Origin of the sequence: Escherichia sp. WS338 (genome assembly GCF_046486405.1) — a bacterium.
GTDB lineage: Bacteria > Pseudomonadota > Gammaproteobacteria > Enterobacterales > Enterobacteriaceae > Escherichia > Escherichia coli.
Map to the genome: position 1 here is coordinate 56027 of NZ_JBJQLL010000009.1, position 20680 is coordinate 76706.

19 protein-coding genes are annotated in these 20680 nt (G+C 50.2%); 8 read left to right on the top strand and 11 right to left on the bottom strand.

The genetic code is table 11. The annotated features are described in order from the left end of the window. Window positions 1-3: 3 nt before the first annotated feature. The 3 genes from ACJHWT_RS10495 to ACJHWT_RS10505 form a co-directional block, all read right to left on the bottom strand. Window positions 4-3111 carry an efflux RND transporter permease subunit gene (locus ACJHWT_RS10495; RefSeq protein ID WP_000492814.1) on the bottom strand — a complete coding sequence of 1036 codons (3108 nt, stop codon included), beginning with the start codon at window positions 3109-3111 and terminating at the stop codon, window positions 4-6. Beyond that, complete coding sequence (locus tag ACJHWT_RS10500) at window positions 3111-4232, bottom strand: efflux RND transporter periplasmic adaptor subunit (RefSeq protein ID WP_000873802.1); 1122 nt, start codon at window positions 4230-4232, stop codon at window positions 3111-3113. The genes ACJHWT_RS10495 and ACJHWT_RS10500 overlap by 1 nt, the downstream gene beginning before the upstream one ends. Before the next feature lie 148 nt (window positions 4233-4380). Next, window positions 4381-4947, bottom strand: coding sequence for a TetR/AcrR family transcriptional regulator (locus ACJHWT_RS10505; RefSeq protein WP_000202113.1), 567 nt, complete (start codon window positions 4945-4947; stop codon window positions 4381-4383). A 477-nt stretch (window positions 4948-5424) separates the two neighbouring features. Between ACJHWT_RS10505 and fabI the strand changes: the two genes are divergently transcribed. The 3 genes from fabI to ACJHWT_RS10520 all read left to right on the top strand — a co-directional run bounded on the left by fabI (window position 5425) and on the right by ACJHWT_RS10520 (window position 9486). Further along, on the top strand, window positions 5425-6213 hold the full coding sequence (gene fabI, locus ACJHWT_RS10510) for an enoyl-ACP reductase FabI (protein ID WP_000506492.1): 789 nt from the start codon (window positions 5425-5427) through the stop codon (window positions 6211-6213). 143 nt (window positions 6214-6356) lie between these two features. After that, window positions 6357-7484: a carboxymuconolactone decarboxylase family protein gene (locus ACJHWT_RS10515; RefSeq protein WP_001296036.1), complete on the top strand. Its 1128-nt coding sequence runs from the start codon at window positions 6357-6359 to the stop codon at window positions 7482-7484. Between the two features lie 67 nt (window positions 7485-7551). Beyond that, window positions 7552-9486 carry an exoribonuclease II gene (locus tag ACJHWT_RS10520; RefSeq protein WP_000485061.1) on the top strand — a complete coding sequence of 645 codons (1935 nt, stop codon included), beginning with the start codon at window positions 7552-7554 and terminating at the stop codon, window positions 9484-9486. Between the two features lie 76 nt (window positions 9487-9562). On the opposite strand, the gene ACJHWT_RS10525 is transcribed toward ACJHWT_RS10520, so the two are convergent. Next, window positions 9563-9667: a hypothetical protein gene (locus ACJHWT_RS10525; RefSeq protein ID WP_000221855.1), complete on the bottom strand. Its 105-nt coding sequence runs from the start codon at window positions 9665-9667 to the stop codon at window positions 9563-9565. 53 nt (window positions 9668-9720) lie between these two features. Here ACJHWT_RS10525 and pdeR point away from each other — a divergent pair, with 53 nt between their 5' ends. Next, on the top strand, window positions 9721-11706 hold the full coding sequence (gene pdeR / locus ACJHWT_RS10530) for a cyclic di-GMP phosphodiesterase (RefSeq protein ID WP_000859965.1): 1986 nt from the start codon (window positions 9721-9723) through the stop codon (window positions 11704-11706). On the opposite strand, the gene ymiD is transcribed toward pdeR, so the two are convergent. Beyond that, complete coding sequence (gene ymiD, locus ACJHWT_RS10535; RefSeq protein ID WP_212735859.1) at window positions 11688-11816, bottom strand: protein YmiD; 129 nt, start codon at window positions 11814-11816, stop codon at window positions 11688-11690. The genes pdeR and ymiD overlap by 19 nt on opposite strands. A 37-nt stretch (window positions 11817-11853) precedes the next feature. Between ymiD and yciZ the strand changes: the two genes are divergently transcribed. The 3 genes from yciZ to osmB all read left to right on the top strand — a co-directional run bounded on the left by yciZ (window position 11854) and on the right by osmB (window position 13353). Next, window positions 11854-12027 (top strand): protein YciZ, encoded by a 174-nt coding sequence (gene yciZ, locus ACJHWT_RS10540; RefSeq protein ID WP_001288368.1) that lies wholly within the window; start codon window positions 11854-11856, stop codon window positions 12025-12027. An 89-nt stretch (window positions 12028-12116) separates the two neighbouring features. Continuing rightward, complete coding sequence (locus ACJHWT_RS10545) at window positions 12117-12866, top strand: DNA-binding transcriptional regulator YciT (RefSeq protein WP_001088621.1); 750 nt, start codon at window positions 12117-12119, stop codon at window positions 12864-12866. Window positions 12867-13134: 268 nt separating this feature from the next. Beyond that, on the top strand, window positions 13135-13353 hold the full coding sequence (gene osmB, locus ACJHWT_RS10550; protein ID WP_000498253.1) for an osmotically-inducible lipoprotein OsmB: 219 nt from the start codon (window positions 13135-13137) through the stop codon (window positions 13351-13353). Window positions 13354-13478: 125 nt separating this feature from the next. Here osmB and yciH read toward each other — a convergent pair whose 3' ends face one another. The 5 genes from yciH to pgpB all read right to left on the bottom strand — a co-directional run bounded on the left by yciH (window position 13479) and on the right by pgpB (window position 17130). Then, entirely contained in the window at window positions 13479-13805 is a 327-nt protein-coding gene (gene yciH / locus ACJHWT_RS10555) for a stress response translation initiation inhibitor YciH (RefSeq protein ID WP_001317791.1), read from the bottom strand. Further along, window positions 13805-14542 (bottom strand): orotidine-5'-phosphate decarboxylase, encoded by a 738-nt coding sequence (gene pyrF / locus ACJHWT_RS10560; protein WP_000176255.1) that lies wholly within the window; start codon window positions 14540-14542, stop codon window positions 13805-13807. Before pyrF ends, yciH begins: the two co-directional genes overlap by 1 nt. 190 nt (window positions 14543-14732) lie before the next feature. After that, a complete protein-coding gene (lapB, locus tag ACJHWT_RS10565) occupies window positions 14733-15902 on the bottom strand; it encodes a lipopolysaccharide assembly protein LapB (RefSeq protein ID WP_000891341.1) in 1170 nt (389 codons plus the stop codon). Window positions 15903-15908: 6 nt separating this feature from the next. Beyond that, entirely contained in the window at window positions 15909-16217 is a 309-nt protein-coding gene (gene lapA, locus ACJHWT_RS10570) for a lipopolysaccharide assembly protein LapA (RefSeq protein ID WP_000876307.1), read from the bottom strand. 148 nt (window positions 16218-16365) lie between these two features. Further along, the gene (gene pgpB / locus ACJHWT_RS10575) at window positions 16366-17130 is read right to left on the bottom strand and encodes a phosphatidylglycerophosphatase B (RefSeq protein ID WP_001256550.1); all 765 of its coding nucleotides are present in this window, start codon (window positions 17128-17130) and stop codon (window positions 16366-16368) included. Between the two features lie 169 nt (window positions 17131-17299). Here pgpB and ribA point away from each other — a divergent pair, with 169 nt between their 5' ends. Continuing rightward, the gene (gene ribA / locus ACJHWT_RS10580) at window positions 17300-17890 is read left to right on the top strand and encodes a GTP cyclohydrolase II (RefSeq protein ID WP_001176295.1); all 591 of its coding nucleotides are present in this window, start codon (window positions 17300-17302) and stop codon (window positions 17888-17890) included. A 63-nt stretch (window positions 17891-17953) separates the two neighbouring features. On the opposite strand, the gene acnA is transcribed toward ribA, so the two are convergent. Beyond that, window positions 17954-20629: an aconitate hydratase AcnA gene (acnA, locus tag ACJHWT_RS10585; protein WP_000099551.1), complete on the bottom strand. Its 2676-nt coding sequence runs from the start codon at window positions 20627-20629 to the stop codon at window positions 17954-17956. Between the last annotated feature and the right edge of the window lie 51 nt (window positions 20630-20680).

Consider the following 20680-nt stretch of genomic DNA (forward strand, 5'->3'; position numbering starts at 1 on the left):
AACTTACTCCTGACGGCGCGGTTTACCGGCAAACAAACGTTTCACCAGTACAAAAAACAGAGGAACGAAGAAAATGGCCAGTAATGTAGCGGTCAGCGTGCCGCCAATAATGCCCGTACCAATGGCGATGCGGCTGTTCGCCCCTGCGCCGGTTGCTATCGCCAGCGGCATTACCCCCGCAATAAACGCCAGCGAGGTCATGATGATTGGGCGTAAACGAGTCTGCGCCGCGCGTAATGCCGCACGACTCAAGGAATAGCCCTCTGCAACCGCCGCTTCAGCAAATTCCACAATCAGAATGGCGTTTTTCGACGACAAGCCGATAGTAGTTAATAGCGCTACCTGGAAGTAAACGTCGTTGTTTAAATCACGCATCCAGGCCGCCAGCGCCGCGCCAAGAAGCCCCAGAGGGATCACCAGAATGACCGAGAACGGGACTGACCAGCTTTCGTACAGTGCTGCAAGGCAGAGGAAAACCACCAGAATAGAAACTGCATACAGACTTAATGCCTGACCGCTGGCCAGTTTCTCCTGCAATGACAAACCACTCCAGGCCCAGGTTGTTCCCGCAGGAAGACTGTTTGCCAGTTCCTCCATTTTTGTCATTGCATCGCCGGAACTAAAGCCAGTCGCATTTTCCCCCTGAATTTCATAGGCTGCAGAACCGTTGTAGCGCACCAGTCTTTCCGGTCCATACAGCCAGCGGGTGGTCGCAAAAGCAGAGAATGGTGTCATGGCGTTATCGCTACCGCGCACAAACCATTTACCTAAGTCTGACGGCGCGGAACGAAATTCGCTGTCGCCCTGAATGTAGACTTTTTTCACACGACCACGGTCAATAAAGTCATTCACATAAGTACCGCCCCACGCACTGGACAGGGTGTCGGTGACATCATTCAAACTCAACCCTAATGACACCGCTTTATTACTATCAATATCTACCTGCAATTGCGGCATTTGTGGCAAATCATTGGCGCGTACAGAATGTAACTCCGGACTTTGATTCGCTTTTTCTATCAACTGATTACGCATTTGCAGCAGTGTTTCACGATCGGTTCCACCGTTAGCTAACAATTCAAACGTAAAACCATTGCTTTGGCCCAGCCCATCAACGGCTGGCGGCGTCATCGCAAATACCGTGGCATCACGAATTGTGCCCAGCTCTTTGGTAGCCCGTAGGGCGATAGCCTGGGCGGTGTTTTCTGCCCCTTTACGTTGAGACCAGTTTTTCAACGAAACAAACGCCATCCCGGTGTTCTGTCCGCTGCCGCTAAAACTGAAACCATCAACGGTAAAAATGACATCGGTATTTGCTTTCTCGTTAATCAGGAACCAGTCAACAATCTGGCGATTCACTTCTGCTGTACGGGCAGCGGTCGCCCCGGCCGGCAGCGTGTACTGCACCATGATTTCGCCCTGGTCTTCAGTGGGTAAGAAACTGCCCGGCAGTTTCCACATCATCAGGGCCATTCCACCACCCAGTACGACATAAAGCCCCATCGTTCGAGCAGCACGGCGCAGGACATAAATTACGCCTCGCTGATATTTATCTTCAGTACGGCGGTAAAAGCGGTTAAATGCGCCGAAAAAGCCTTTTTTATGTGGCGGAACATGCTGGAGGACGGAACCGCACAGGGCGGGAGTCAAGGTCAATGCCACCACCACGGAAAGCAGCATTGCGGAGATGATGGTGATGGAGAACTGACGATAAATTACGCCCGTAGATCCCCCAAAGAAGGCCATCGGCAGGAATACGGCTGACAACACCAGCGCAATGGCAACCAGTGCGCCAGAAATCTCGCCCATTGATTTTTCCGTGGCTTCACGCGCGGGCAACCCTTCGTCACGCATAATGCGTTCGACGTTCTCTACCACCACAATGGCATCGTCCACCAGCAAGCCGATCGCCAGCACCATTGCAAACAACGTCAGGGTATTAATCGAATAGCCAAACAACGCAAGAACGCCGAATGTGCCCAGCAAAACGACGGGGACAGCTAACGCCGGAATCAGTGTGGCACGCAGGTTTTGCAGGAATAAATACATCACGCAAACCACCAATACGATGGCTTCAAACAGCGTCTGAATTACGTCCTCTACGGAGATTTTAATAAATTCAGTGCTGTCTTTCGGGTATGCGATGTCGTATCCCTGCGGCATGTTCCGCTGGAATTCGGCAATCTTATCCTTGACCAGCGTCGCCGTATTCAGCGCATTCGCACCGGGCGAAAGCATTACAGCAACCCCGGCAGACGGGTGACCGTTAAGTTTGCCGATAGCGGTATAATCTTCACTGCCCATCTCAACGCGAGCCACATCTTTTATACGAACAACTGCGCCGTCTGACTGGCTTTTCACGATAATATTTTTGAACTGATCCACCGTCTGCAAACGAGACTGCGCACGTACCGTTGCGGTCAGTTGCTGAGTATTCGGTGAAGGCAATGCCCCTATTTTCCCGGCAGTAACCTGCACGTTTTGCGCTTCAATAGCACTTTGCACGTCTGAAGGCATTAGCGAGTAAGACGCCAGTTTGGCCGGGTCAAGCCAGATGCGCATAGCGTATTCCGCGCCAAAGACTTGCAGACTCCCCACACCTTCAACACGCGCCAGCGGGTCCTGAACGTTACTAACCAACCAGTCGGCGATATCCGAACTGGAGGCTTTGTCAGTGGTGTCATACACGGCAGCAATCAGCAAAAAGTTGCTTTGTGATTTCTCCACCGTAACACCCGTTTGCTGCACTTCGCTGGGTAGGCGCGACTCCGCCTGCTGAATTTTATTCTGCACCTGAACCTGTGCAGTATCTGGATCGGTACCTTGTTCAAAGGTCACATTAATACTGACCGAACCATCAGAGCTGCTGGTTGAGCTGAAATAGAGTAAATTATCAAGCCCAGTGAGTTGTTGCTCGATAACCTGAGTCACGCTGTTCTCCAGCGTTTCGGCAGAAGCACCAGTATAAGTGGCTGAAATTTTAATGGTCGGTGGCGCAACGTCAGGATATTGCGCGACGGGCAATGTGCGAATAGCCAGAATCCCCGCCAACATAATCAAAATGGCGATAACCCAGGCAAAGACCGGGCGGCGAACAAAAAAGCGCGAAAACATCAGGCGTTGCCTCCATTAGCCTGAACTTCAACAGCCTTGACGGTCTGCCCTGAAGTGACTTTGGCAGAACCTTCAACAATCAGTCGGTCGCCGTTGTGCAGGCCGTTCAGCACCAGCCATTTATCACCATACGTTTCTCCCGTTTCGAGCGTTCGCTGCTCTACTTTATTGTCTTTATTCACCACCAGCGCAGTTGCATTGCCTTTAGCATCGCGCGTGACGCCCTGTTGCGGCGCGAGAATAGCGTCTTCCATCACGCCTTCATCGACACGAGCGCGAACAAACATTCCCGGTAATAACTGCTGTTGTGGATTGGGAAAAATCGCCCGTAATGTCACCGAACCGGTAGACTCATCTACAGCGACTTCGGTGAGTTCCAGACGCCCTTTTTCGCTGTAAGTTGTGCCATCTTCCAGAATAAGTGAGACGCTCATGGTGTCACTGTTGGTCGCCAGTGACTGTTTACGCAGACGTAATAAATCGACACTAGAGCGAGTGAGGTCGACATACATTGTATCCAGACCACGAATAGTCGTTAACGCTGTATCCTGCGACGCGGTCACCAGTGCGCCAGGGGTTACCGACGAAATACCAATACGCCCCGAAATCGGTGCGGTTACCGTGGTCCAGTCAAGATTAATGCGCGCAGTTTCCAGTGCGGCTTTTTTCGCCTCTACACTGGCTTTATCTTGTGCACAGGTAGACTGAGCATCATCAGCATCCTGTTGTGAAACACCGTTCTCTTTCACCAGTCGGGCATAACGCTGCGCTTTCTGGCAATCGGCTTTTACCAGTGCCTGTGCTTGTTGTAATGCTGCCCGAGCTTCATTCCATGCAGCCTGATAACTGGCCGCATCAATCTGGTAGAGCGGCTGTCCAGCCTTGACCAGATCACCTTCCTTAAATAAGCGTTTCTGGATAATTCCCCCAACCTGCGGACGTACTTCAGCACTGAGCGCAGCACTGGTGCGTCCGGTTAATTCACTGACTACCGAAACCGGTTGAGATTTGAGCGTAACAACGCCGACTTCTGTTTCTGACGGGGATGAATTGTTACTTTGCGTATTATCACAACCCGATAAGAGCAGCATTGCCACTACAGATGTTGCTATATACTTCATTATTTTCTCCAGGGTGAGAAATACCCTCCTCATTGAAATTAATGAGGATATGTCAGGGATATTCAGTTATAACGAACCCGCATCGCGAAATGAATTTCGCAATGAAATAAGGGGGATTAATATCCCCCGCTATTGGTTAATTCTGTTCTTATTTATTTATCAACATACTAACAATATCCTGATATATTTCCTGCAGATGTTGTGGATCGCTTTTTTGCGGTGTTAAACGACGATAAACCGTACCTTCCATCATGGTAGCAAACACTTCAACGCAGCAACGAATGTGCTCGTCGCTAAGATGGGGATGCATTCTTTTCATATGAGCACAACCGTTAGCGAACATTCTGGCGTCAGCTTCTTCAAGCATTGCCATCACCCGCGGGTTGCGTGTGGCTTCTGCAGCCACTTCCAGCATCAGCGCGTCGTCGTCCTCATTTAAGGATTTACGCAAGGCAAGAACTTCCGGAAAGTGATCGGTACGCGCGTCAATGTCCATTTGGGCAATACGAAAGTCGATGATACGGCGAACCATCTCTTCAATAATGGCGTCTTTGTTGGCGAAGTAACGATATATCTGACCCACGCTAAGCTGAGCTTCGCTGGCAATTTGCGACATACTGGCGGCATGAAATCCGCAGCGACGAAAACACCGACGGGCGGCGTTAATGATTTCATCCTGACGCTGTTTGTGGCGTATCTCCAGCTTGCTGGTCATTTCTGTCTCCTGGCCTATCACTTGGTGAGAATGATCATTCTCATTTTTGCTAATTATACGTTTCTCCAAAGTAATGGAAAGTATTTTTATCTTATTCATGATGCATATTCTGATAATGAAGAGATTGTGGAGATTCTGTGAAGATAGTTGACAATATTAAGTTGGGGTCAATTCATCAGAAAGACAGCGACTTGTTGTCGCCAGTTCTGTTTTCATCATCAAACTTATCGGAGCTAATACGAATAGTTTCAAAGTCAGATTCTATAAGATATTTCCCCAACCTCCCCCTTGCAGGCGTCAGGAGTAGATAACGCAAAATGCTCTGTACCGCAGCTTCTCTCCGCTACAGAAAGCGCAACTATAGCCACCCACAGCCAGGTTGATTATAATAACCGTTTATCTGTTCGTACTGTTTACTAAAACGACGAATCGCCTGATTTTCAGGCACAACAAGCATCAACAATAAGGATTAAAGCTATGGGTTTTCTTTCCGGTAAGCGCATTCTGGTAACCGGTGTTGCCAGCAAACTGTCCATCGCCTACGGTATCGCTCAGGCGATGCACCGCGAAGGAGCTGAACTGGCATTCACCTACCAGAACGACAAACTGAAAGGCCGCGTAGAAGAATTTGCCGCTCAATTGGGTTCTGACATCGTTCTGCAGTGCGATGTTGCCGAAGATACCAGCATCGACACCATGTTCGCTGAACTGGGGAAAGTTTGGCCGAAATTTGACGGTTTCGTACACTCTATTGGTTTTGCACCTGGCGATCAGCTGGATGGTGACTATGTTAACGCCGTTACTCGTGAAGGCTTCAAAATTGCCCACGACATCAGCTCCTACAGCTTCGTTGCAATGGCAAAAGCTTGCCGCTCCATGCTGAATCCGGGTTCTGCCCTGCTGACCCTTTCCTACCTTGGCGCTGAGCGCGCTATCCCGAACTACAACGTTATGGGTCTGGCAAAAGCGTCTCTGGAAGCGAACGTGCGCTATATGGCGAACGCGATGGGTCCGGAAGGTGTGCGTGTTAACGCCATCTCTGCGGGTCCGATCCGTACTCTGGCGGCTTCCGGTATCAAAGACTTCCGCAAAATGCTGGCTCATTGCGAAGCCGTTACCCCGATTCGCCGTACCGTTACTATTGAAGATGTGGGTAACTCCGCGGCATTCCTGTGCTCCGATCTCTCTGCCGGTATCTCCGGTGAAGTGGTCCACGTTGACGGCGGTTTCAGCATCGCTGCAATGAACGAACTCGAACTGAAATAATCGTTCTGTTGGTAAAGATGGGCGGCGTTCTGCCGCCCGTTATCTCTGTTATACCTTTCTGATATTTGTTATCGCCGATCCGTCTTTCTCCCCTTCCCGCCTTGCGTCAGGATAACGATTTCCTTTACGACCAAGGAGCGCCCATGGAACAACGCCACATCACCGGCAAAAGCCACTGGTATCATGAAACGCAATCCAGTACTGCGGAGTATGACGTTCTGCCTCTGGTCCCGGAAGCCGCAAAGGTCAGCGATCCCTTTCTGCTCGACGTGATCCTTGATGAAGAAACGCTGGCACCCTTCCTTTCATGGCTGGTCCCTGCGCGCGTTCTTGCAGTAGAGTTGTTCCCTGACCCGCTTACCGTGACCCGTTCACAGACCTTCACCGCTTATGAACGCTTGTCGACGGCCCTGACGGTTGCTCAGGTTTGCGGCGTCCAACGGTTATGTAACTACTATTCGGCGCGACTTACGCCGCTCCCCGGGCCTGATTCCTCCAGGGAAAGTAATCATCGGTTGGCACAAATCACGCAATATGCCCGCCAACTGGCTAGCTCGCCTTCTATTATCGACAACCGATCGCGCCAGCATCTGAATGACGTTGGTCTTACTGTCTGTGACTGTGTGATCATTAACCAAATCATTGGTTTTATTGGCTTTCAGGCGCGGACAATTGCGACATTTCAGGCTTATCTCGGGCATCCGGTACGCTGGTTACCCGGTCTGGAGATACAAAACTACGCCGACGCGTCACTGTTTGCTGATGAATCATTACGCTGGCGAAGCAGCTATGAGGTGGAAAAACTCCCTGAAGAGCACACAAAAAGTTCAACTGCAGAACTTTGCCAACTGGCCAACACACTCTCTCTCCACCCTATTTCACTTTCCCTTCTCGAAAAGTTGTTAAACAGCACACGGGTCAATACACAGCCGGATAATCAGCTTGCGGCGTTGTTATGCGCGCGGATAAATGGCAGTCCTGCTTGTTTTGCCGCCTGTATGAATTCATCAAATGAATATAAAAAAATCAGCCCCCTTCTGCGCAAGGGCGAAAATGAAATTAACCGATGGGCTGACCGTCATTCTGTTGAGCGCGCTACCGTTCAGGCGATACAATGGCTGACCCGAGCACCCGATCGCTTTAGCGCCGCCCAGTTCAGCCCATTACTCGAACACGAAAAATCATCAACGCAGATTATTAATCTGCTGGTATGGAGCGGGCTGTGTGGCTGGATAAATCGCTTAAAAATCGCGTTGGGTGAGACATATTAACCTTGCCGCGTCAGACAGATTCGCGTAAAACTGTCAGCCGCTCTAATGGCCATCAAAATAGACAATTATGTTTCAGGACAACCCGCTGCTAGCGCAGCTTAAACAGCAACTGCATTCCCAGACGCCACGCGTTGAAGGGGTGGTAAAAGCCACAGAAAAAGGCTTTGGCTTCCTGGAAGTCGACGCGCAAAAAAGTTATTTCATTCCGCCGCCGCAGATGAAAAAAGTCATGCATGGCGACCGAATTATCGCGGTTATCCACAGTGAAAAAGAACGTGAATCCGCAGAGCCAGAAGAACTGGTTGAACCGTTCCTGACTCGTTTCGTGGGTAAAGTTCAGGGCAAAAATGACCGTCTGGCCATCGTTCCTGATCATCCACTCTTAAAAGACGCCATTCCTTGCCGCGCAGCCCGTGGCCTGAACCACGAGTTTAAAGAAGGCGACTGGGCGGTTGCCGAAATGCGCCGTCATCCGCTGAAAGGCGATCGTTCTTTCTATGCTGAACTGACACAATACATCACTTTTGGTGACGATCACTTTGTACCGTGGTGGGTTACCCTTGCGCGTCATAATCTGGAAAAAGAAGCACCAGACGGCGTCGCTACCGAAATGCTCGATGAAGGTCTGGTTCGTGAAGATCTGACTGAGCTGGATTTTGTCACCATCGACAGTGCCAGCACAGAAGATATGGATGACGCCCTTTTCGCCAAGGCGTTACCGGATGGCAAACTTCAGCTGATTGTGGCGATTGCCGATCCAACCGCGTGGATTGCTGAAGGCAGCAAGCTGGACAAAGCCGCGAAAATTCGCGCATTCACCAACTATCTGCCTGGCTTCAACATCCCTATGCTGCCTCGCGAGCTTTCTGACGATCTCTGCTCACTGCGCGCCAATGAAGTCCGCCCGGTACTGGCATGCCGCATGACGCTCTCCACTGATGGCACCATTGAAGATAATATCGAATTCTTTGCCGCCACCATCGAATCCAAAGCGAAGCTGGTGTATGACCAGGTTTCTGACTGGCTGGAAAATACCGGTGACTGGCAGCCCGAAAGTGAAGCAATTGCCGAACAAGTCCGTTTGCTAGCGCAAATTTGCCAACGCCGCGGCGAGTGGCGTCATAACCACGCACTGGTGTTTAAAGATCGCCCGGATTACCGCTTTATTCTCGGTGAAAAAGGTGAAGTGCTGGATATCGTCGCCGAGCCTCGTCGCATTGCCAACCGTATCGTCGAAGAAGCGATGATTGCCGCTAATATTTGTGCGGCCCGCGTACTGCGCGATAAGCTCGGTTTTGGCATCTATAACGTGCATATGGGCTTTGATCCGGCGAATGCCGACGCGCTGGCAGCGTTGCTGAAAACGCACGGTCTGCATGTCGATGCTGAAGAAGTGCTCACGCTGGACGGTTTCTGCAAACTGCGTCGTGAACTGGATGCGCAACCAACTGGTTTCCTCGACAGCCGCATTCGTCGCTTCCAGTCATTTGCTGAAATTAGCACTGAACCCGGTCCTCACTTTGGCCTCGGTCTGGAAGCATACGCCACCTGGACTTCGCCGATCCGTAAATATGGCGACATGATCAACCACCGTCTGCTGAAAGCGGTTATCAAAGGCGAAACTGCGACGCGTCCGCAGGATGAAATCACTGTCCAAATGGCCGAGCGTCGCCGTCTCAACCGAATGGCAGAACGTGATGTTGGCGACTGGTTATACGCACGCTTCCTGAAAGACAAAGCCGGGACCGACACCCGTTTCGCGGCGGAAATTGTCGATATCAGCCGTGGCGGCATGCGTGTGCGTTTGGTTGATAACGGCGCTATCGCCTTTATTCCGGCACCTTTCTTACACGCTGTGCGCGATGAACTGGTTTGCAGCCAGGAAAACGGCACTGTACAAATTAAAGGTGAAACGGCTTACAAAGTGACTGACGTTATTGACGTCACCATTGCCGAAGTCCGCATGGAAACCCGCAGCATTATTGCGCGCCCGGTCGCGTAATCTCCTTTCACGGCCCATTCCTTATGAATGGGCCGTTTATTTCCCCGCTCTACCTTCATCATATCCCGGCAGTTTTTTAACTGACTTTCGTTTGAAAACTGGCGTTTTTCCAAAACTGGATTACAAATAAATATATAAAAAAAACAATGCGTTTAGCCGCCGTTAATTTCATGTAAGTCATGTTGTTCCTTTTATTTAACCGCGGACTCCGCTGTTAACCGGAGGATATGCATCATGAAAACCGTTAGGGAGTCCACAACGTTGTACAACTTTCTCGGATCGCACAATCCATACTGGCGGTTAACGGAAAGCAGCGATGTTTTGCGCTTTTCTACCACCGAAACCACAGAACCTGAACGTACGTTGCAGTTATCTGCCGAACAGGCTGCTCGCATCAGGGAAATGACGGTCATCACCTCCAGCCTGATGATGAGTCTGACCGTCGATGAAAGCGATCTTTCTGTGCATCTGGTAGGACGAAAAATCAATAAACGGGAATGGGCTGGCAACGCGTCTGCATGGCATGACACACCAGCAGTTGCTCGTGATTTATCACACGGACTTTCCTTTGCTGAGCAGGTAGTTTCTGAAGCACATTCCGCAATAGTGATTCTCGACAGCCGGGGGAATATCCAACGCTTCAATCGGTTATGTGAAGATTACACTGGGTTGAAAGAACACGACGTCATTGGCCAAAGCGTGTTTAAACTGTTTATGAGCCGTCGTGAAGCTGCGGCATCCAGGCGCAATAACCGTGTATTTTTTCGAAGCGGCAATGCATATGAAGTCGAACTGTGGATACCAACACGTAAAGGCCAGCGGCTGTTTCTGTTTCGCAATAAATTTGTCCACAGCGGCAGTGGCAAGAACGAAATTTTTTTAATCTGTTCCGGCACCGACATTACCGAAGAGCGCCGCGCTCAGGAGCGACTGCGTATTCTGGCAAATACCGACAGTATCACCGGACTGCCGAATCGTAACGCAATGCAGGAGTTAATCGATCACGCCATTAATCAGGCAGATAACAATAAAGTTGGGGTTGTGTATCTTGATTTGGATAATTTTAAAAAGGTCAACGACGCTTATGGGCATTTGTTTGGTGACCAGCTATTACGCGACGTGTCATTGGCCATTTTAAGCTGTCTCGAACATGATCAGGTGTTGGCGCGTCCAGGTGGCGATGAGTTTCTGGTACTGGCATCCAATACCTCACAAAGCGCGCTGGAAGCAATGGCATCACGAATTTTGACCCGCTTACGACTCCCCTTCCGCATTGGTTTAATTGAAGTTTATACCAGCTGTTCAGTGGGTATTTCACTCTCTCCCGAACATGGTTCGGACAGCGCGGCTATTATTCGTCACGCCGACACAGCAATGTACACAGCGAAGGAAGGCGGACGAGGACAATTTTGCGTTTTTACTCCAGAAATGAATCAGCGGGTATTTGAATATCTCTGGCTGGATACCAACTTGCGTAAAGCACTGGAAAACGATCAGTTGGTTATTCACTATCAACCGAAAATCACCTGGCGTGGCGAAGTACGCAGTCTGGAAGCTTTAGTACGTTGGCAGTCACCTGAACGTGGGTTAATTCCACCGTTGGACTTTATTTCCTACGCCGAAGAGTCAGGGCTAATTGTGCCTTTAGGCCGTTGGGTGATTCTCGATGTCGTACGCCAGGTGGCGAAGTGGCGGGATAAAGGCATTAACCTGCGAGTGGCGGTAAACATTTCTGCACGTCAGCTCGCCGATCAAACCATTTTCACCGCCCTGAAACAGGTTCTCCAGGAACTCAATTTTGAATACTGCCCTATTGATGTTGAACTGACGGAGAGCTGCCTGATTGAGAATGATGAACTGGCACTTTCTGTTATTCAACAATTTAGCCAACTAGGTGCGCAAGTGCATCTGGACGATTTTGGTACCGGCTACTCTTCACTTTCGCAACTGGCGCGCTTTCCGATCGATGCCATCAAACTTGACCAGGTTTTTGTTCGAGATATTCACAAACAACCTGTCTCGCAGTCACTGGTCCGGGCGATCGTCGCTGTGGCCCAGGCATTGAATCTTCAGGTGATCGCCGAAGGTGTAGAGAGTGCAAAGGAAGATGCTTTTTTAACCAAGAACGGGATCAATGAGCGGCAAGGATTTTTGTTTGCCAAACCGATGCCCGCCGTCGCCTTCGAACGTTGGTATAAACGCTATCTGAAGCGCGCATAAGTAGATGAATATATATACTTAGCGATATATTCCGTAATTATATATCGTATTCCCGGATGATAATTAGCCGTTGCTGTTAAACACTTCTCTTTTAGCGGCAATTTTTGCATTATTCATTTTCCCCCTTTTGCTATAAGGATGTCCTTGATGTCTGAATTTGATGCCCAGCGCGTTGCCGAACGTATTGATATTGTGTTAGATATCCTTGTGGCAGGCGATTACCACTCTGCGATACATAATCTCGAGATACTTAAAGCAGAACTCTTGCGCCAGGTTGCTGAATCTACGCCAGACATCCCGAAGGCACCGTGGGAGATTTAACAATCGTGCCTTCAGGTTTTCCTATTTGAGGATGCCCGGCGCGTCAGTATTTTTTTATTTAGTATTATAACGTTATAAGAATTACAGCGATGAATTCCCGACAACAAACTATTCTACAGATGGTCATTGACCAGGGTCAGGTTAGCGTAACCGATCTGGCAAAAGCCACTGGAGTTTCTGAAGTTACCATTCGCCAGGATCTCAACACCCTCGAAAAACTGAGTTACCTCCGCCGTGCACATGGCTTTGCAGTATCGCTTGATAGTGATGACGTCGAAACTCGTATGATGAGCAACTATACGCTGAAGCGTGAACTCGCCGAGTTTGCCGCGTCACTGGTTCAACCGGGCGAAACCATCTTTATCGAAAATGGCAGCAGCAATGCCCTGCTCGCCCGGACTCTGGGCGAGCAGAAGAAAAATGTCACTATCATCACGGTCAGCAGCTACATCGCGCATTTGCTGAAAGACGCGCCTTGTGAAGTTATTTTGCTCGGTGGCGTGTACCAGAAAAAAAGCGAAAGTATGGTTGGCCCGTTGACACGCCAGTGCATCCAACAGGTACATTTCAGCAAAGCATTTATTGGTATTGATGGCTGGCAACCTGAAACTGGATTCACCGGTCGCGATATGATGCGTACCGATGTGGTCAATGCCGTGCTGGAAAAAGAGTGCGAAGCAATAGTCCTGACTGACAGCTCGAAATTTGGTGCTGTACATTCATACTCCATCGGTCCCGTTGAGCGATTCAATCGCGTGATTACCGATTCGAAAATACGCGCCAGCGATCTGATGCATCTTGAGCACAGTAAACTCACCGTTCACGTCGTTGACATTTAACCATTTCCCTTCTCTACGGATGATTTGCAGTTTGGCAAATCATCCGCTCTAAGATGATTCCTGGTTGATAATTAAGACTATTTACCTGTTATTAACACTCTCAAGATATAAAATTATTATCAGCGATATAACAGGAAGTCATTATCACCTGCGTGATATAACCCTGCGCGCGAGCGGATTTCACGGAATAATTTCACCAGGCTTATTCTTAGCTATTATAGTTATAGAGAGCTTACTTCCGTGAATCATAAATTCAGGAGAGAGTATTATGTTTGTAACGAGCAAAAAAATGACCGCGGCTGTTCTGGCAATTACCCTGGCAATGTCTCTGAGTGCCTGTTCTAACTGGTCTAAACGAGACCGTAACACCGCAATTGGCGCGGGTGCAGGTGCATTAGGCGGTGCAGTACTAACCGATGGCAGTACGTTGGGTACATTAGGTGGCGCAGCTGTCGGTGGTGTTATTGGTCACCAGGTCGGTAAATAATCGTAAATAAATGTCGATTATCGACTCGCAATTATAATACGCTTGATTCTGTTCAGTACGAAATAACTGAATAATACACACAGTAAAATATTCGAAAGCCACGGATATATCCGTGGCTTTTTATGTTAACCGCCAGCGAGTTTTACCTTCATCCCTTTCTCTTCAAGCAGTGATTTTAATAAATCGCGCTTATCACCCTGGATTTCAATAATTCCATCTTTAACTGCCCCGCCGCAGCCGCATTTTTTCTTCAGTTCCGCTGCCAGTTTTGTCAGTTCGGCATCATCGAGATCGACACCGGTAATCAGGCAAACGCCCTTACCTTTACGTCCACTGGTCTGACGCTGAATACGCACCACACCGTCGCCTTTAGGGCGTACAGGGGCCGCTTTTGGCTCATCAATACGTCCGGTTTCCGTTGAGTAGACCAGACGGCTGTTGGAATCACTCATCATGCACTCCGCTGTAAAGAGGCGTTGATCGCTTTCAGCGTCTGCGCTGGATCTACCGATTGCGTTACCGGGCGACCAATCACCATATAATCAACACCAGCCGCCAACGCCTGTTCTGGCGTCATAATGCGGCGCTGGTCACCAGCTTCACTCCCCTGCGGACGAATGCCCGGCGTAACCAGTTTGAACTCCTGACCAAATACCTGTTTAAAGCGCGCAGCTTCCTGAGCAGAACACACCACACCATCAAGGCCACATTTTTGCGTCAGTGCCGCCAGACGTTCTGCATAATCTGCAGGTGACAGTGTCACGCCAAGATCGGCCAGGTCGCTGGCTTCCATGCTGGTCAATACTGTCACAGCAATCAAAAGCGGTGCATCTTTGCCAAACGGCACCAGTGCCTCACGCGCTGCGGTCATCATACGCGCCCCACCGGAGGCGTGAACATTCACCATCCACACGCCTAAGTCAGCTGCAGCAGCGACAGCGTGCGCTGCAGTGTTGGGAATATCGTGAAATTTCAGGTCGAGGAAGATATCAAAACCACGCTGTTGAAGTTCGCGTACAAATTGAGGTCCAAACAGCGTAAACATCTCTTTGCCGACTTTCAGACGACAATCGCGTGGGTCGATCTTGTCGACAAAGGCCAGCGCGGCATCACGATTATGATAATCAAGGGCAACAACCACAGGAGATTTCGTAACAGCGCGGGAAGAAGATGAAGCAGTTAACGTCATGACCAGACCTTCTTGATGATGGGCACCGGAAGTGGCGCGAAACAGGTAAACGGCGAGCATTCTACCCGTGGAAATAAAAAATTAACAGTTGCGATTTCTCCCCTGGCAGGCTTTTCTGCGCCGGAGTTCCCGGAGCACAATGAACATCAATTATTAGCATGTTGTAACTAAAGTCGGATTTTTTTAAAAATTACAGGCCATCAAGACCGCGAATCGGTTTAATGGTTGACCAGGCCCGACAAGACGGACAATGCCAGTAGAGGGTGTATGCGGTAAAACCACATTTCTGGCAGCGATAACGAGGCTTACTACGCACCTTCTCGCCAACCATGTCACGCAGCACCATCAGACTCTCTTTGGCACGCCCTTCTTCCGCTTCATTTAAGTGGTAATCCATTAGCTTATGGAACACACGCATGGTCGGATGACGCTGAAGCTGACGCGTAATATAGACCTGTGCGGCCTCACTACCGTCGCGCGCTTCAATAATATCCGCAAGCATCAATTCAGCATCGGCACCGGTGTTCTCTTCCACCGCGCGCTGCAGGAATTCTGCCCATTCGGCAGTTTTACCCAACTGCTGATAGCAGGTTTGCAACATTTCCAGCGTTTCGCTGACCAGTTCTCTGTCCTGAGATATCACGCGTTGCATACTTTCGACGGCTTTGGCGTATTCTCCTTTCGCCATAAATACGCGTCCCATCATGATGGATACGCGGGCGCTGTTTTTATCTGCCGCCGCACCTTTTTTTAACAAGGCCATGGCGCGATCGAGATCGTCGCTGGCCATATGCTGCAGGGCTAACTCACAGTAGAAATGGGCAATTTCGACGCGCTGCTTATCTTTACCCAACTTCACCAGACGTTCGGCAACATCAATTGCTTTCTGCCACTCGCTGGTAGCCTGGTAGATTTGTAGCAACTGTTGCAGCGCGCCAATGCGGAAGTCAGTTTCATCGGTCAGCTGATTGAACATGTCTTCCGCGCGGTCGTATAACCCGGCGGCCATGTAATCACGCCCCAGTTGTTGAATCGCCAACAGACGCTGTTCATAGGTCAGCGAGGCGCTTTCCATTAGGGTCTGATGGATGCGAATAGCGCGATCAACTTCGCCACGCGAACGGAACAGGTTTCCTAGCGTAAGGTGGGCTTCAACGGTACCCGTATCCTCTTTAAGCATATCGAGAAACAGGTCTACCGCTTTATCCTGTTGATTACTAAGCAGGAAGTTAACCCCCGCTACGTAATCACGCGACAAGCGGTTGGCTTCATCTTGCTTGTTTTGTTGCGCACTTCTGCGGCCCATATACCAGCCATAGGCAGCGGCTACAGGCAAAAGCAGAAACAACAACTCCAGCATAGAAAGTTATTCCTTCGCCGCTGACGAATGCGGCGCTACAGCCACGTCAGTCGCGGGTGAAAGCTGGTTTTCCAGTCGCTTTATTTTACGTTCAGCGCGCGCCAGGGAAACACGAACTCGCAGCCAGAACAGACCGCAAATCAGCCAACCGATAGCAAACCCCGCAGCAAACAATACCGCCAGCAATGTGGAAATACGGTACTCCCCTTGCGCTAACAGATAATTAAACGTCACCTGTTGATCGTTCTGCGCACCTAACGTGACCGAAATCACGAAGATCGCTAACACCAGTGAGAAAATGAGTAAATATTTCACATTACTTCCCGTTATGTGGTTAGAGCGAATAAATTATGGTCAACTTACCGCAATAGCCCTTTAAAGTACCATTTTCGCGCCGTCTGCGAAATGGCATCCACGCGCATTGATGATGATTTAAGGGCTAAATTCGGAAAATCAACCAGCGTTAACTTTCTTGTTCTCGTTGTGCAATTTCGCGATTTTCTTCCGCAGGTGGTGTTAATGGCCCACAAATTCGTTGCGCAAGCCACGTTGCCACCGCCACCAGCGCCCACGAAATCAACGTAGCTACCACCAGATCGCGTGGCCAATGCATCCCGAGCAGCAGGCGGCTTCCCATGACTCCCGTTGCCCAGACCAACAAGATAGCAATGGTTAACGTTCGCCGACGCGGCCACAGCAAACCAACGGCCAGCAGCGCCCAACTGGCAGCAAACATCGTGTGACCGGAAGGAAAGGCAAACCCCGTCTCTTTCTGCCAGTGTGAACGCAAATATTGTGGGATATTTTTCTCTTCAGCCAACTGTTCTTTCACCAGATTTCCGCGTTCTGCTCGCTTTAAAGTGTAGAACTCATCAACCGGAATATGATGTGTTTTTTCCAGCCAGATAACAAAAGGTCGTGGTTCCTGGACTTTGTCTTTGATCCATGATTTAACGCCTTGTCCCACAAGAATTGCCGCCGCCAGAATGGCAAATAACATAATGGCAGCCTTAATGCGAAAACGCAGACACCAGAGAAACCAACCGAATAAAATCAAATGTGTAATGACGCCCCAGGGCTGGGTGACAGTTTCAGTAACCCAAAAAGCCGCTTTTAGTAGCCAACTTTGTTCTCCAGGTTGCCAACGCCAGCCAGAAATCCATACGGCTACTGGCATAACAAGCAATAGTGCAGCTCCCACTGCGGTACGTCTGGCAATCGAACGCATGGCCTCTCCTTTTTGATAAGTCCCACAATCATAACTGAAAATGCCAGTTCCAGGAAAAATTGACAGATTTGTGCCATTCCGTGAACGATCGACGCGTCGTGATTAGGTGAACCCCTTCTCGTTATGGCAAAATAAGCCAATACAGAACCAGCATTATCTGGAGAATTTCATGCAGCTTAAACGTGTGGCAGAAGCCAAACTGCCAACCCCATGGGGCGATTTCCTGATGGTGGGATTTGAAGAACTGGCAACCGGACACGATCATGTCGCGCTAGTCTATGGCGATATCTCCGGGCATACCCCGGTACTTGCGCGCGTCCATTCCGAATGTCTGACCGGTGACGCCCTGTTCAGCTTGCGCTGCGATTGTGGCTTCCAGCTCGAAGCGGCACTGACGCAAATTGCCGAAGAAGGCCGTGGTATTTTGCTGTATCACCGTCAGGAAGGTCGTAACATTGGTCTGCTGAATAAAATCCGCGCTTATGCACTGCAGGATCAAGGTTACGATACTGTAGAGGCTAACCACCAGTTAGGCTTCGCCGCTGATGAGCGCGACTTCACTCTTTGCGCTGATATGTTCAAACTCCTTGGCGTCAATGAAGTCCGCTTGTTAACCAATAACCCGAAAAAAGTCGAAATTCTGACCGAAGCAGGGATTAATATTGTTGAACGCGTACCATTGATTGTAGGTCGTAACCCCAATAACGAACATTATCTCGATACCAAAGCCGAGAAAATGGGCCATTTGCTGAACAAATAACCCTCTTGCATTGTGTAATTCATTTGCTTGCCGGAAGCAAAATAACCGGCAAGCAAATACTTGTTACTTCAACATATTACGAATGACATAATGCAAAATGCCGTCGTTCTGGTAGTAGGTCAACTCCGTCGCGGTGTCGATACGACAACGGCAGGGTACGACTTCCTGGCTACCATCCGCGCGCGTAAGCGTCACCGGAACCGTCGCGCCGGGTTGTAGGTTTTGCAGATCGCCAATATCAATCTTCTCTTCCCCGGTTAGCCCTAACGTTTTACGCGTTACGCCTTGCGGAAATTCCAGCGGCAGGATGCCCATGCCAATTAAATTCGAACGGTGAATTCGTTCAAACGATTCGGCAATCACCACACGAATACCAAGCAGACGCGGACCTTTTGCCGCCCAGTCACGGCTGGAGCCTGATCCATACTCTTTCCCGGCAATCACCGCCAGCGGCGTTTGCTCCTGCTTATAGCGCATCGCGGCATCATAGATAGAGACAACATCGCTGTCAGGTAAATGCCGCGTCATCCCCCCTTCAACGCCAGGCACCATTTCATTACGGATGCGAATATTGGCGAAGGTGCCGCGCATCATCACTTCATGGTTACCACGCCGCGAACCGTAGGAGTTAAAGTCTTTTCGCTCAACACCCCGACCTTGTAGATATCGACCCGCCGGGCTGTCGGGCTTAATACTGCCCGCCGGAGAGATATGGTCAGTGGTGACTGAATCCCCCAGCATTGCGAGGATCCGCGCACCGTGAATATCTTCCACAGGTGCTGGTGTTGCCTGCATTTCATCAAAGAATGGCGATAAGCGAATATAGGTTGAATCTTCCTGCCAACCGTAGGTATCGGATCGTGTGACGTTAATTTCCTTCCACTCTGCTGTGCCTTCAAAAACTTCTGCGTACTCTTTGCGGAACATTTCTGTGGAGACTTGTTCTACCGCACGGGCAATTTCTTGTGCCGAGGGCCAGATATCTTTCAGATATACCGGGTCGCCTTTACGATCGTGACCAATAGGCTCAGAAGCGAGGTTAATATTCATATTTCCCGCCAGCGCATAGGCAACCACCAGCGGCGGCGAGGCCAGCCAGTTAGTTTTAACCAGCGGATGGATACGGCCTTCAAAGTTACGGTTGCCGGACAGCACCGCACCGACGGTTAAATCGCCTTTTTTGATTGCCGTTTCGATAGGATCGGGCAGCGGCCCAGAGTTACCAATACAGGTGGTACAACCGTACCCCACAAGGTTAAACCCCAGTTCGTCGAGATACGGTGTCAATTTCGCTTTTGCCAGATAGTCAGAAACAACTTTCGAGCCTGGTGCCAGCGACGCTTTGACCCACGGTTGCCGCTTGAGGCCCAGAGTTACAGCTTTTTTCGCCAGCAAGCCTGCGGCCATCAGCACACTTGGGTTAGAGGTGTTGGTGCACGAGGTTATCGCAGCAATGACCACCGCGCCATCAGGTAACTGATACTGATGTCCGTTCATAACATAATCGACCGGCTGGCGATCTTTATGCGTGGCATTCACTTCCAGTTCGTTACTGGCGGCAAATGCTTTTGGTACATCGGGCAGTGCAACGCGATCCTGTGGGCGTTTAGGCCCTGCCAGGCTCGCTTCAACGTCATTCATATCCAGTTCTAACGTACTGGTAAAAATTGGTTCATCGCCCGGGTTACGCCACATGCCCTGCGCTTTGGCATATTTTTCGACCAACTCGACCTGATCTTCGCTGCGCCCGCTTAAACGCATGTAATCGAGGGTGACAGCATCGATTGGGAAGAAGCCACAGGTGGCACCATATTCTGGCGACATATTGGCAATGGTGGCGCGATCCGCCAGCGGTAGTGAATCCAGCCCATCACCATAAAATTCGACGAATTTCCCCACCACGCCATGTTTGCGCAGCATTTGGGTAACGGTGAGAACCAGGTCTGTGGCGGTAATACCTTCACGTAATTTTCCGGTGAGTTTAAAGCCCACTACGTCCGGGATAAGCATGGAAACCGGCTGGCCTAACATTGCGGCTTCGGCTTCGATCCCACCAACGCCCCACCCCAGCACGCCAAGGCCGTTGATCATGGTGGTGTGCGAGTCAGTACCAACGAGTGTATCCGGATAAGCAATCCATTCACCGTCCTGCAATTCGCTCCACACTGCTTTGCCGAGATATTCGAGGTTAACCTGATGGCAAATGCCTGTGCCTGGCGGCACGACGCTAAAACGACTGAACGCCTGCTTTCCCCATTTCAGGAACACATAACGTTCGTGGTTGCGCTCCATTTCCAGGCGCACGTTTTCTTCAAATGCCTCATCATCACCAAAACGATCGACGGTCACCGAGTGGTCAATGACCAGGTCGACCGGTGAGAGCGGGTTAACCTTTGCAGTATCGCCGCCGAGGCGTTTAACCGCTTCGCGCATTGCCGCCAGATCAACAACGGCAGGTACGCCGGTAAAGTCCTGCATCAGCACCCTTGCCGGGCGGTAGGCAATTTCACGGTCAGCATGGGCATTTTTCAGCCATCCCGCCAGCGCGTAGATATCCTCTTCGGTAACCGAGTTACCATCCTGCCAGCGCAGCAGGTTTTCGAGCAAAACTTTGAGTGACTTGGGCAGACGGGTGATATCGCCTAGTGATTTGGCAGCAAGCGGCAAGCTGTAGTAGTGGTAAGTTTTATCTTTGGCCTGCAACGTGTCCTTACTGGCTTCTCGTAGGGTTGACGACATAGCTCCTCCTTAATGACAGGGTTGCGAAGCCCTGATTCTCTTCAGGGTGAA